This is a genomic window from Lysobacterales bacterium (genome assembly GCA_016703225.1).
In the GTDB taxonomy this organism is placed as follows: domain Bacteria; phylum Pseudomonadota; class Gammaproteobacteria; order Xanthomonadales; family Ahniellaceae; genus JADKHK01.
On record JADJCM010000003.1, the window covers coordinates 435,775 to 448,778 of the forward strand.

The window sequence follows — 13,004 nt, forward strand, 5'->3', positions numbered from 1 at the left end:
CGATCGAACTTTGTGGAGTGAGCCATGAGTCAGAAGCGTCGCGTCGTCGTCACCGGCATGGGCATCGTCTCGCCGGTCGGCAATTCCATCGCCCAGGCCTGGGACAACATCGTCAACGGCCGCTCCGGCATCGGGCCGATCACCGGCTTCGACTGCAGTGCCTACAACACCCGCATTGCCGGCGAGGTGCATGATTTCGATCCGACCACTTTCGTGTCCCCCAAGGACGCGAAGAAGATGGACCCGTTCATCCACTACGGCCTGGCCGCGTCGATGATGGCGTTGCAGGACTCCGGGCTGGAAATCACCGACGCCAACGCCGAACGCATCGGCGCCATCGTCGGCTCCGGCATCGGCGGCATCCGCGGTATCGAGGAAACCACGCTGACGCTCGACAAGGGCGGTCCACGCAAGGTGTCGCCGTTCTACGTGCCCTCGACCATCATCAACATGGTTTCCGGCCAGCTCTGCATCCTGAAGGGCCTCAAGGGCCCGAACTTCTCGGCGGTATCCGCCTGCGCCACATCCAATCATTCGATCGGCATGGCCATGCGCCTGATCCAGTATGGCGATGCCGATGCCATGGTCGCCGGTGGCGCCGAGTTCGGCTCGGCGCCGACTTCGGTCGCCGGCTTCTGCGCGATGCGCGCGATGTCGACGCGCAACGACGACCCGACCCGCGCCTCGCGCCCCTGGGACCGCGACCGCGACGGCTTCGTGCTCGGCGATGGTGCCGGCATCCTGGTGCTGGAGGAATACGAAGCCGCGAAGGCACGCGGCGCGCGCATCTACTGCGAGCTCGCCGGTTTCGGTGCGAGTTCCGACGCTTTCCACATGACCGCACCGAGCGAAGACGGCGACGGTCCGGCGCGCTGCATGGCGGCGGCGTTCCGCGATGCCGGCGTCAACGCCGATCAGATCGAATACCTCAATGCGCACGGTACCTCGACCCCGCTCGGCGATCTCGCCGAGACGCTGGCGGTGAAGCGCGCACTTGGTGCACATGCCTACAAGACCATGGTCAGCTCGACCAAGTCGATGACCGGGCACTTGCTCGGTGCGGCCGGCGGCGTCGAGGCAATTTTCACCGCCATGGCGCTGCACACCGGCATCATTCCACCGACGATCAACCTGGAGAATCCGGGCGAAGGCTGCGATCTCGACTACGTGCCGAATGTGGCCCGCGAGAAGCAGATCACGGTCGCGATCAGCAACGGCTTTGGCTTCGGCGGCACCAATGCGTCGGTGGTGATGCGCAAGCTCTGACCTCACCGCGCATGATCCTGATCCGCGAGCTGGCGTGCATCCCGGACCTGCTCGCGCTGCATGCAGCCGAGCCGGCGCGCTATCCGGTGTTGCTGGAGTCGGTCGCCAGCGGTGGCGACAGTGCCCGTTACGACCTGCTGTTCGCGACCACCGGCGAGGTGCTGTTGCGCGATGGCGACGGAGCAATCCTGGGGCCGCATGCCGAGTGCGGCAGCTTTCTCGCGGCATTGGCGGCTTGGCAGCGCGAAGTCGCGCTACCCGTGGTCACGGCCACACAGCCCTTTCGCGGCGGCTTTGCGCTGCTGCTCGGCTATGAACTCGCGGCAGAAGTCGAGCCAAGCCTGCGGCTGCCGCCGTCGCGACTGGCGGTGCCGCAGGCGATCGCCTGGCGCACGCCGGTGGCGATCGTGCGCGACCGCATCCTTGGCCGCGCATGGGTCGCCGGCGAGGCGACGCACCCGGATCTGATCGAACGTGCCTGCGTCGATGCTGCGATCGAACGCGGCCCGATTCCGCCGCAGCGCCGGCTTGCCGCGATCGCAGAGGAAGCGCCGTCGCGCTATCTCGACGGCGTGCGTCGCGCGCTCGACTACATCGCCGCCGGCGACGTGTTCCAGGTGAACCTGTCGCGGGCCTGGCGTGCGCAGCGCCCGCATGGGTTGGACGCGGCTTCGATTTATGCGGCGCTGCGCGAGTCGAATCCGGCGCCGTTTGCGGGGCTGGTGCAGTGGGACGATTGGGCGCTCGCCTGTTCTTCGCCCGAGCGCCTGGTGTCGCTGCATCAGGGCGTGCTGCAGACGCGGCCGATCGCGGGTACGCGGCCGCGCTTTGCCGGCGACGATGACGCTGCGCGCATGCGTGAACTGGTCGGTCACCCGAAGGAACGCGCCGAGCACATCATGCTGATCGACCTCGAACGCAACGATCTCGGTCGCGTTGCGGTGCCGGGTTCGGTCGTGGTCGATGAGCTGATGACGGTCGAGAGCTATGCCCATGTCCACCACATCGTGTCGAACGTGCGCGCCGAGCTGCGCGCCGGGCTCGGTCCGGTGGACGCGATCCGCGCCGTGTTTCCCGGTGGCACCATCACCGGATGTCCGAAGGTGCGCTGCATGGAGATCATCGCCGAGCTCGAGGGCGAAGGCCGCGGCTTCTACACCGGAGCGCTCGGCTATCTCGGCAGCGATGGCGAGCTGGACCTGAACATCCTGATCCGCAGCATGACGATCGCGGGCGACGCGATCGAGTTCCGCGCCGGCGCCGGCATCGTCGCCGACTCGGACCCGCAGCGCGAGCTCGAGGAAACCCGGGCCAAGGCGCGCGGCCTGATCCGCGCGCTGGTCGAGGAAGCGCAATGATCGCCGCCTGGTGCAATGGCCAGCCGATCGAGTCGTGGCCGCTGGATTCGCGCGCCGCGCATTACGGCGATGGTGCGTTCACGACGCTGCGCGTGCACGACGGGCAGGTTTGCTGGTGGCCGGCGCATCACGCGCGTCTGCGTGCGGCGTGCGCGCTGCTGCATCTGATCGAGCCGCTGTGGGCGGAGGTCGAAGCGCTGTTGGCGCGCGCAGCCGCGGCGCCCGCGGCGGGCGTGATCAAGCTGATGCTGGTGGCGCGGGCGAGCGGTCGCGGCTATGCGCGCGCATGGCCAAGCCCGAGCGATGTGTTCGTGCTGGTGTATCCGGCGCCGGCACTGCTGGCGGCGCAGTATCGCGATGGCGTCGTCGCCGAGTTTGCGCCAGCGTTGCAGCTGGATGGGAACACCAGCGGTTGCAAGACCTTGTCGCGACTCGATCAGGTGCTGGCAGCCGCCGCAATGCCGGATCGTGCGACGCTGCGCTGTGACGCTGATGGCTTCGTGCTCGGCGCGCAGTCGGCCAATCTGTTTGCGCAGTTCGGAACCGTGCTGGCGACGCCACCAGTGGGCGTCGGCGTGATCGCCGGTGTGACGCGCCACACGCTGCTGCAATCGCCGCCGCCGGGGTTTTCGGTTAGGGTGCAGGCCATGCACCGCGACGCCCTCTCGCATGCCGACGCCCTGATCCTGAGCAATGCCGTGCGCGGGTTCGTGCCGGTCGCGCGCCTTGGCGAGCGTCACTACCGGCGACGCGATGCGATCGATGCATTGCAGCGTCGTTTCCACCCCGAACTCGGACTTCCGGTGCCCTGAGATGCGCATGATCCAGCGACTGTTGCTGTTGCTCCTCGTCATTGCCCTCGGTGCCGGCGCCTACCTGTATCGCGACTACCGGCTGTTTTCCGACCGGGCACTGCGGATGCAGGCGCACGAAGTCGTGCTCGACGTGCATCTCGGTACCTCGTTTCGCAGCATCGTGCGCAAGATCAAGGCCGCGACCGGCAATGATGCGCCCTGGTGGTACTGGCGTGCGCTCGCGCACGAAATGGGCGTGCTCGACGGTCTGCACGCAGGCGAGTATGCGTTGACCCAGAACATGACGCCGCGGCGGCTGCTGCGGCGCATGGCCGACGGCGATGTCATCCACCACCAGTTCACCATCATCGAGGGCTGGCGGTTTCGCGAATTGCGCCTGGCACTGTCGCGCGAAGAGAGACTCGAACAGACCCTGAACGCGCTGTCCGATGACGACGTGATGGAGCGCATCGGTGCCGGCGGCGTGCACCCCGAAGGCCGCTTCCTGCCTGAGACCTACTCGTTCGTGCGCGGCCAGAAAGATGTCGACGTGCTGAAACGCGCCTACAAGGCGATGCAGTCGCGGCTTGCCCAGCGCTGGGCCGAGCGCGATCCGCAACTGCCGCTCGGTTCGCCCGACGAGATGCTGACGCTGGCCTCGATCGTCGAAAAGGAAACCGGTCGTGCCGGAGAACGGTCGCGCATCGCCGGCGTGTTCGTGCGGCGCTTGAAGATGCCGATGATGCTGCAGACCGACCCGACCGTGATCTACGGCATCGGCGACAGCTACAACGGCAACATCACCCGCCGCCATCTCGAGACCGACACGCCCTACAACACCTACACCCGCTTCGGCCTGCCGCCGACGCCGATCGCCTTGCCCGGCGATGCGGCGCTGCTCGCGGTCGCGCGTCCGGCCGCGGGCGACGAGTTGTATTTCGTCGCCAAGGGCAATGGCGAGCATGCCTTCTCGGCGACGCTGGCCGAGCACAACCGCGCCGTGCGCGAGTACCAGTTGCGATGAGCCGCGGGCGCTTCATCACGCTCGAAGGCGGCGAGGGCGCCGGCAAGAGCACGGTGATGGCGGTGATCGCCGCGACCCTGGCCGAGTGCGGCATCGCCTGTGAACTGACCCGCGAGCCGGGCGGCACGCCGCTGGCCGAAGCCATCCGCGCGCTCGCGCTCGATGCCCGCTGGACTGGCGTGATGCAGCCGGAGACCGAACTGCTGCTGGTGTTCGCGGCGCGCGCGCAGCATGTTCGCGAGCGCATATTGCCGGCGCTGGCGGCGGGTCGCTGGGTGGTGTCGGACCGCTACACCGACGCGAGCTATGCCTACCAGGGCGGCGGACGCGGGCAACCGCTGGAGCGCATCGCCGCGCTCGAGCAATGGGCAGCGCCGCTTGCGCCCGATCTCACCCTGCTGCTCGATGTGCCGGTGGAGCAAGGCCTGGCACGCGCATTCTCGCGCGGCGAACGCGACCGCATGGAGCGCGAACAGGCCGAGTTCCACCAGCGCGTGCAGGACGCCTATCACGCGCGTGCCGCCTCCGATCCGGCGCGCTTCCGCGTGATCGACGCGCGCCAGTCGCAGGCCGAAGTGGCGGCGGCGGTGAAGTCCGAGCTGCGCCGCTGGATCGACGCGCCATGAGCCTGCAACCCTGGCTGCAGCCATTGTGGGAAGGGCTGTGCGCGCGCATCGATGCGCAACGCTTTCCGCATGCGCTGTTGCTCACCGGACCGAGTGGTCTAGGCAAGCGCGATCTGGTCGCGGCCCTGGTCGAACGCATGCTGTGCACCGCGCCGGGCCTCGACGGCTTCGCCTGTGGCCGCTGCCGTGGCTGCACCCTGCAGCGCGCCGGCACGCATCCGGACCGGGTGACGGTGCAACTGGAGGCACGCGACGACGGCAAGCTGCGCACCGAAATCACCATCGATCAGATCCGTGCACTCGGCGAGCGTTTTGCGTCGCGTCCTTCGTTCGGTGGCTGGCAGGTGGTGGTGATCGATCCCGCCGAGCGCATGAACACCGCAGCCGCGAATGCGTTGCTGAAAACCCTGGAGGAACCGGCCGCGAACACCGCGCTGATCCTGATCGCGGATGACCCGGCGCGGCTGCCGGCGACCATCCGCAGCCGTTGCCAGCGCATCGAACTGCGACCGCCGGAACTCGCGCTTGCGCGTGCCTGGCTGATCGCGCAGGGCGCGGCTGCGGCCAGCGTCGACGAAGCGCTGCTGCTCGCCGATGGCAATCCCGGCGCCGCCAAGGGCCTGCTCGATGCCGATGCCGGGCGCGTGCTCGATGCGCTGATCGGCGATCTGGGGGATGCCGCGCGCGGGCAACCGCTTGCTGCGATCGCGGCGCGCTGGGGCGAGCAGGACTGCGAATTCCTGTTCGCGATGCTGGCGCGGCTGGTGCTGCTGTCACTGCGCCCGCCGCTGCCGTTGCCGTCGTCCGCGCGCGTCAGCGCGATCGCGCGCTTGACCGCGCCGGCTGATTTCCGCAAGCTGCAGACATGGTGGGATCACCTGAACCTGGCGCGGGCGCGCTTGTCGACGCCATTGCGCAAGGATCTCGCGATCATCGAATTGCTGGACGAATGGCGCGCTGCGGTCAACGCGAACGCCGCCTGAGGAGTCGGAGATGGGCGCAACACCAGGTGCAATGGGGGGCATGCCGCGTCAGGGCATCCTCTCGCTCGCGATCAAGGACAAGGGCGCGCTGTACAACGCCTACATGTCGTTCGTGAAAGGCGGCGGCCTGTTCGTGCCAACCACCAAGCGCTACAACCTCGGCGACGAAGTGTTCATCCTGCTCTCGCTGATGGAAGACAAGGACCGCCTCCCGGTCGCCGGCAAAGTCGTCTGGATCACCCCGCAAGGCGCCCAGGGCAACCGCACCGCCGGCATCGGCGTGCAGTTCAACGAAACTGCCGACGGTGAAACCGCCAAGTCCAAGATCGAAGCCCTCCTCGGCGCCACCCTCAACGCCGAGCGACCGACGCATACGATGTAAGCGAGCGGCGTGACGACCGCCGCCAGTTTTCCGGTTTCGTCGCGTCTCATCGGCTTTACTGCGCGCGGCAATCGCGCCATTTCCCGCAGAATCATCTGTCCATGCGTCGTCACGCTTCGTTGACAAACTGACACACGGCGCTAAGATCCCCGCCCTCGCTCGGGCCGCGTTCTGCGCCCGCCCGGGTCCGTCTCTCGGCGGAGCCAGCAATCTCCCTGTTTTCCAACCTGCGGCGCTGGTCGCGGCGGGTGTCCTTTTCCTTGAGGAATCCCCTGATGCCCTCCGTCACCCAAACTCCACTTGCGTGCATCTCTTCGGCGCGAGTCTTCGGGCGCTCAGATGCTTCCCGCGCCACCGCTGCGCACGCCGGCGTCTTGCCTCGCTCGCATGCCTTGCGCCTGCCGCCGTGGTTGGCGGTGCTCTCGATGCTGATGCTCGGCCTCGGCGCGTTGCCGGTCGGCTCGGCCGCGATCGTGGTACCGGCTGCCGGCGCGTCGGCAGTCGTTGCCGCAAAGACCGACGGCATCTTTGGCAGCAGCTTCGAGGAAGGCGAGCAGAACTGCGCGACGCAGGGCGATGCCGACGACGACGGCCTGCTCGATCTCGCCTGCATCGAGGAGTTCGTGCCGCCCGATCCCACCGTTGTCGCGCCCCCGATCGATCCCACCGTCGCCACCGATTTTCTCGATGTGAGCGAGTTCATCGCGTTTGGTCCGCAGCCGATCCAGCGCGGGCTGCCGCAGGGATTGGTCGAGCGCTACAGCGCGGCGATCCTGCGCGGGCGCGTGCTCGACGAAGACGGACAGCCGCTGCCCGGCGTGCTGGTGCGCATCCTCGATCATCCCGAGTTCGGCTACACCTACAGCCGCTTCGACGGTCATTACGACCTGCTGGTCAATGGCGGCGGCGACTTGATCCTCGACTTCCAGAAGTCGGACCGGCTGCGCGTGCAACGCCAGCTCCGCACCACCTGGCGTGACTGGGCGCTGGTCGATGATCTGCGCATGATCGCGCTCGATGCGCAGATGACCGCAGTGGTGCTCGGTCCCTCCGCGCCGGCGCAGTTGGTTTCGGGCAGCAGCATTCTCGACGAAGACGGTACGCGCCAGGCGCGCGTGTTCTTCCCGGCCGGAACCGAAGCGACGATGACGCTGTCCGATGGGCGCGAGGTAGCGATGCCGGTGCTGAACTTCCGTGCCACCGAGTACACGGTGGGCGCGGGTGGGCCGGAGCGCATGCCGGGGCAGTTGCCGCCGACATCTGCCTACACCTATGCGGTGGAGTTGTCGGCCGACCAGGCGTTGGCTGTTGGCGCCAAGCGTGTGCAGTTTTCGCAGCCGGTGGGTCTCTACGTCGACAATTTCCTCGGCTTTCCGGTGGGTCAGAGCGTGCCGGCAGGCTGGTACGACTTCCGTGCGGGATCGTGGGCACCTTCCGACAACGGCCGCGTGATCAAGATCGTCGGCGTCGAGAACGCGCTGGCGCAGATCGACATCGACGGGAGCGGGCTGGCGGCAACTGCCGAGGCCTTGACCGAAATGGGCATCTCCGGCGCCGAGCGCGCGCGCCTCGCGCAAACCTACGCCGTCGGCGCCGAACTCTGGCGCACGCCGCTCGATCACCTCACACCCTGGGACTGCAACTGGCCCTATGTGCCACCAGATGACGTTGAGGAACCGACCGACCCAGACCTTGAGGACGACCCCTACGACGATGATCCGGCGAACGATCCCGATAGTGCCGAAGACGACGACGAGACCGACGATCCCGAAAAGGAGGATTGCGAGGAGGGCAGCATCTACTACTGCAAGACGCAGTCGATGGGCCTGAAATTGCCGCTTCCCGGCACCGGCAATGGTCTGAGCTATCGCAGCGACCGGATCAGTGGCGCAGCGATACGGACGCGGATTTCGTTGCGACTCACCTCCAACACGCTGCCGGGCAGTCTGCGCAGTGCAGCGGTCAGTTTTCAGCTACTCGGTGTTCGGCAAACTCGAAACTTGACCTTGCTGCCGGCCGAGGGTGGCCGACAGCGGCTGCAGGACTCGAAGGCGCTGTTCGATGTCCCCACTCAAGATGCCTACCGCCGCCCAGGCTGGCAAGGCGCGATTCCCTACTCGTTCGAATTGCACTACCGCTATCCGGCTCGATACGTGGCGCCGAGCGAATTCGCGCGCGCCTTCGCGCGTTTTTCCGGCTCGTTGTCGACTGGCGGTCTGACTGTGACTGGGCGTGGCGGTTCGGAGATCACATTGACCAAGCAGTGGCGGCCGGAGTCATTGCCGCTCGCCAAGTCCGTGTCGTGGAATGCCGACGGGCAGGGGATGGGAGGCTGGAGCATCGACTTGCATCAGGTGCTGGATCCGGCCGCGATGGTGGTATTTGGCGGCAGCGGTGGTCAGCGCAAGATCGAACCTGGCCGTGCCGGCATCGGCGGCGCGACATTGACGAGGTCGACAGGAGGCGTTCCCTTGGGCCGGTTGTCGAACCGGCTTACGCCCGAGGGAGGGATCATCGCGCTCAGCGGGCACGAGGATGCAGACTACCTGTACTGGGAAACACTGGGTGAGCAACGGCCGGACGGACAGTGGCGGGAGATTGCGCGATCTTGCATCGGAATGCTCGGTCGAAGCACGGGAGAGGACGGGCTCGGTTGCCCCGCGGGCTCAACGCTTTGGTCTGAGGAAACTGTGGCGCCGCAACCCGATCATCGCGGTCGGATCCTGTTGATGGACGCGCAGGGGCTCCTGCGGATTGATCGTACGGGTCGATTGCAGCGGCTGGTTCCCATCGAGACGCTCGCGGCGGCGAATTGTGCGTCTGGCCCTCAACGTCAGATCGCAGCATTCATGGACCAGGTCTACCTCGCTTGCGCCGGGAAGATCTACGTCGCCGATCAGGGTGGTCTGAGCCACGTCGCCGGCGGCGGCGCCGATACCGGCGAGAGCGTTCCAGCGCGCGAAGCGCTGCTCGGCGAAATCCGGGCGCTCGATACCGACCTCGACGGCGATCTGATCGTCATCGCCGGCACACGGGTTCGCCGCATTTCTGCACAGGGCCTGGTGACGACCTTGGCCGGCAACGGACTGGTCGGCTCGCCGGAGGAGGGAGCGCCAGCCACCAGCCAACCTCTCGGCAATTTGCTCGTCCTGGCCGTAGGTCGCGAGGGAGTCCTCTACTTTACGGACCGGGACGGGGCCAGCGGTGGACGGCTACGCGAAATTTCGCGGGACGGCCGGATCTTCACCCGAGCGGGTGGCGGCGCGCTTGGCTGGGACGCGGCCGGGGGTAACCGGGCGTTCGCGCGCAATTTGCGCTTGGGCATTGGCGTCCGGCCCATGCTGCTGCCCGACGGGGTGGTTCGACTGGTTGACTACGGCTTCTCCAACGACTTGCTGACCTTGGGCCAGACCTTTGCCGATACCTCGCATGTGTCCAAGCACCTGATTGCAGAACAAGATGGCTCGGCAGTGCAGGAATTCGACGCCCGCGGTCGGCATCTGCGGACGCTGCATCCGCTCACCGGTGGCGTGCTGCGGTCCTATCAATATGATGGCAGCGGCAGAATCAACGCCATCGAGGATGGTTTCGGCAATCGCACGTCGATCACCCGCAATGCGAACGGCTTCGCCATAGCCGGACCTTGGGGGAGTACGTCCACGTTCCAGACCAGCCCGCAAGGGCGCATGGTGCACGCGGAACTGTCGGGAGGAGACACATGGTCGTTCGAGCCAGACATCAATGGCTTCTACACCAGCGCAGTGACGCCGCGCGGCAGTCAAAAGTCCTACGAATGGCATCCACTCAGGCTGGGACGATTGTTGTCCACCACGGATGCGAGCGGCCGCACTTGGAACTCCTTCCCCCGGGTCTGGCCCAGTCGTTGGGCAAAGAGCGGTGAACGCATTTCACCTCATCTCCGCCAAAGCCATACCAGCGTCGAGTTCGATCGGCTGGGTGGTGTCAGCCGCTACAGTGTGCGCCGCGACCGCTCCTTTACGCGTTCGAGCGAACGCCAGGATGGATCGGAGCAGTTCAGCGACAGCCAAGGTCGCACAGTCCAGACGCGGGGCGCGTTCGACCCGCAATTTCCGCTCGCCAGCTACGCCGGGCGCAGCCAGGGTCTCGGCGCCGTGGTCGAGCAGCGCCGTGATTTCCAGGTCGCCGGCGATGGCTCGCTCGGCACGATCGACCGCACCGAGACGACGGTGGTCGATGGTCGCACCTACACGCGCCATTACGACAGCGCCACGCGCACCTGGACCTCCACCTCTCCGCAGGGCCGCCAGCACACGGCGCAGTTCAACCTGCAGGGGCAGCCGGTGCGGCAGACGGCGGGTGGGTTGGCCGATGTGGCCTATCACTATCGCGCCGACGGTCGACTGGACGAAGTTCGCGTCGGCGCTGGTGCAGACCAGCGCGTGATCCGTGTCGGTTACGGCGCGCAGGGTTACCTCGAATGGGTCGAAGATCCCGCCGGCCGCCGCGTCAGCTATGACCGCGACGACGCCGGTCGTCCCGAGCAGATCACGCTGCCGGACTCGCGCGTGATCGGGCTCGGTTGGGACGCCGAGTCGAACCTGACGCGGGTGACTCCGCCCGGTCGTCCGGCCCACGAGTTCGACTACACACCCACCAACAAGCTGGCGGCCTACCGACCACCGTCGGCGGGTGCGGGCGACTGGCACACGAATTACCCGCGCGATCTGGATTCGGAGCTGACGGCAGCCGTGCGGCCCGATGGGCGCAGCGTCTTGCTCGGGCGCAGTTTCGGAAGCTCCGCGGTCAACAGCGTTGCCTACTCGGGCGGGAATCGCGGAATTGCGCGAACGGCCGGTCGGATCGATGCAGTCTCTGAAGGCGACAACCAGCTGAACCTGAGTTGGAACGAGGAAGTCCTGGGTGCCCAGATCTGGTTCGGCCCGGAACTCAACGGCCGCGTCGACTACACCTACGGCTCCGGCCGCCGCATCCAAAGCCTGAGCGTGGTCGGCGGTGCGGCGGTGACCTATGGCTATGACAACGACAGTCTGGTCACTTCGGCGAGCGTCGCCGGCGCAACGCTGACGCTGAGCCGTCACGCCGCGAATGGCCTGCTCACCGGCACGCAGATCGGCGGTCTCGGCGACACCTGGACCCACAACGACTTCGCCGAACCGCTGAGCTACCGCGCGACCTACAATGGCGCCCCGATGATGGAATCGACCTACACCCGCGACCGCCTCGGCCGCATCGCCACACGCAGCGAGAACGCGGGCGGAGCGGGGTTTGCGGAGGCGTATGGCTATGAGCTCTCAGGCCGGCTTGACACGGTGCATCGCGGCGGTGCGCTGGTGAGCGACTACGGCTTCGACTCGAACGGCAATCGCACCAGCCACCGCATTGGTGCGGCGTCGCCGTTGCGGGGTCGGGCGTGGCCTTGCCTGGGCGATCTCGCGGGGACTGCCGAGGTGACGGTCGCGGGCAGTTTCGATGCGCAGGATCGCATGCAGAGCTATGGCACCTGCCAGTACGAATACACCCGCAACGGCGAGCTGACGCGGCGCACCGACAGCGCCAGCGGCGCGGTGACGAACTACCAATACGACGAGTTCGGCAACCTGCGCCGCGTCGATCTGGCGGACGCTCGCGTGGTCACCTACCACATCGACGGCCTGAACCGTCGCGTCGGCAAGAGCATCGACGGCGTGCGCCAGTGGGGCCTGCTGTACGCGAACCAGCTGGAACCCGTGGCCGAACTCGACGGCGCCGGCAACATCGTCGCCAGCTTCCTCTACGCCGACCGCCCGCACGTGCCGAGCCTGATGCTCAAGGGCGGCCACACCTACCGCATCCTCAGCGACCACCTCGGCAGCGTCCGCCTGGTCATCGACCTCGCCGACGGCAGCATCGCCCAACGCCTCGCGTATGACGAATACGGCAACATCGTCGAAGACACGAACCCAGGCTTCCAACCCTTCGCCTACGCCGGCGGCCTCTACGACCGAGACACCGGCCTCACCCGCTTCGGCGCGCGCGACTACGACCCGCTCAGCGGGAGGTGGACGGCGAAGGATCCGATTGGGTTCCGAGGGCGCGACACCAACATGTATCGGTATGCTGCGGGGGACTCGATCAATTTGATTGATCCCTCCGGTTTGGCACCGGGGGACAGGTTTGATACGCACCAAGCCGCTGCGGTCGACGCGCTGCGGCATATCTGGGAAAAATACCCGGATAGCCCAATCCGTGAATATTGCGGATGGATTCGGCAGGACGGCGATTGCTTCACGTACGAGGAGCCCAAGCCGGGAACGCCACCGGATGATGTCGGAGATGGTGCGAGGGGTGAGTGTCGGGTCGGAAGGCCCGATTCGGACGATGTGGCGTGGTACCACAACCACATCAAGGACCCCGCTTTTTCTGGTCCCGACAAGGTGGTAACCGATCATTTCGAGAAGACCGGATACTCGGGCGTCAAGGACGCTTCGGGTACTGAGTCATTTCATCACTTTGAACCGGGTTGGGATGTGGATGCGGCTAGCTCGCAGCCGTTCATCCCCGTCCCTGACTGATGAGCGGAGGAGGGCGC

9 protein-coding genes are annotated in these 13,004 nt (G+C 66.7%); 8 read left to right on the top strand and 1 reads right to left on the bottom strand.

Features of this window, described 5'->3' with window-relative positions; translation table 11 throughout:
• Window positions 1-24 precede the first annotated feature (24 nt).
• Genes fabF through IPG63_15170 form a run of 7 tightly spaced genes read left to right on the top strand, consistent with a single transcriptional unit; the run spans window position 25 to window position 6,433 of the window.
• Window positions 25-1,266, top strand: a complete 1,242-nt coding sequence (gene fabF / locus IPG63_15140) for a beta-ketoacyl-ACP synthase II (protein ID MBK6728534.1) — start codon at window positions 25-27, stop codon at window positions 1,264-1,266.
• An 11-nt stretch (window positions 1,267-1,277) separates the two neighbouring features.
• Window positions 1,278-2,624, top strand: a complete 1,347-nt coding sequence (locus IPG63_15145; GenBank protein ID MBK6728535.1) for an aminodeoxychorismate synthase component I — start codon at window positions 1,278-1,280, stop codon at window positions 2,622-2,624.
• The gene (locus IPG63_15150) at window positions 2,621-3,436 is read left to right on the top strand and encodes an aminotransferase class IV (GenBank protein MBK6728536.1); all 816 of its coding nucleotides are present in this window, start codon (window positions 2,621-2,623) and stop codon (window positions 3,434-3,436) included. The genes IPG63_15145 and IPG63_15150 overlap by 4 nt, the downstream gene beginning before the upstream one ends.
• 1 nt (window position 3,437) lies before the next feature.
• Window positions 3,438-4,442: an endolytic transglycosylase MltG gene (gene mltG / locus IPG63_15155; GenBank protein ID MBK6728537.1), complete on the top strand. Its 1,005-nt coding sequence runs from the start codon at window positions 3,438-3,440 to the stop codon at window positions 4,440-4,442.
• Window positions 4,439-5,068: a dTMP kinase gene (locus IPG63_15160; protein MBK6728538.1), complete on the top strand. Its 630-nt coding sequence runs from the start codon at window positions 4,439-4,441 to the stop codon at window positions 5,066-5,068. Before mltG ends, IPG63_15160 begins: the two co-directional genes overlap by 4 nt.
• Window positions 5,065-6,051 carry a DNA polymerase III subunit delta' gene (gene holB, locus IPG63_15165; protein ID MBK6728539.1) on the top strand — a complete coding sequence of 329 codons (987 nt, stop codon included), beginning with the start codon at window positions 5,065-5,067 and terminating at the stop codon, window positions 6,049-6,051. Before IPG63_15160 ends, holB begins: the two co-directional genes overlap by 4 nt.
• A 31-nt stretch (window positions 6,052-6,082) precedes the next feature.
• Window positions 6,083-6,433 (top strand): PilZ domain-containing protein, encoded by a 351-nt coding sequence (locus IPG63_15170; protein ID MBK6728540.1) that lies wholly within the window; start codon window positions 6,083-6,085, stop codon window positions 6,431-6,433.
• Window positions 6,434-6,768: 335 nt separating this feature from the next.
• Here IPG63_15170 and IPG63_15175 read toward each other — a convergent pair whose 3' ends face one another.
• Window positions 6,769-8,010, bottom strand: coding sequence for a hypothetical protein (locus IPG63_15175; GenBank protein MBK6728541.1), 1,242 nt, complete (start codon window positions 8,008-8,010; stop codon window positions 6,769-6,771).
• Between IPG63_15175 and IPG63_15180 the strand changes: the two genes are divergently transcribed.
• A complete protein-coding gene (locus tag IPG63_15180; GenBank protein ID MBK6728542.1) occupies window positions 7,972-12,987 on the top strand; it encodes a hypothetical protein in 5,016 nt (1,671 codons plus the stop codon). The genes IPG63_15175 and IPG63_15180 overlap by 39 nt on opposite strands.
• Window positions 12,988-13,004 lie beyond the last annotated feature (17 nt).

Bases quoted from the DNA above. Each gene is read 5' to 3' on its own strand.
- fabF (MBK6728534.1), top strand. From the start codon at position 25: ATGAGTCAGAAGCGTCGCGTCGTCGTCACCGGCATGGGCATCGTCTCG.
- IPG63_15145 (MBK6728535.1), top strand. From the start codon at position 1,278: ATGATCCTGATCCGCGAGCTGGCGTGCATCCCGGACCTGCTCGCGCTG.
- IPG63_15150 (MBK6728536.1), top strand. From the start codon at position 2,621: ATGATCGCCGCCTGGTGCAATGGCCAGCCGATCGAGTCGTGGCCGCTG.
- mltG (MBK6728537.1), top strand. From the start codon at position 3,438: ATGCGCATGATCCAGCGACTGTTGCTGTTGCTCCTCGTCATTGCCCTC.
- IPG63_15160 (MBK6728538.1), top strand. From the start codon at position 4,439: ATGAGCCGCGGGCGCTTCATCACGCTCGAAGGCGGCGAGGGCGCCGGC.
- holB (MBK6728539.1), top strand. From the start codon at position 5,065: ATGAGCCTGCAACCCTGGCTGCAGCCATTGTGGGAAGGGCTGTGCGCG.
- IPG63_15170 (MBK6728540.1), top strand. From the start codon at position 6,083: ATGGGGGGCATGCCGCGTCAGGGCATCCTCTCGCTCGCGATCAAGGAC.
- IPG63_15180 (MBK6728542.1), top strand. From the start codon at position 7,972: ATGGGCATCTCCGGCGCCGAGCGCGCGCGCCTCGCGCAAACCTACGCC.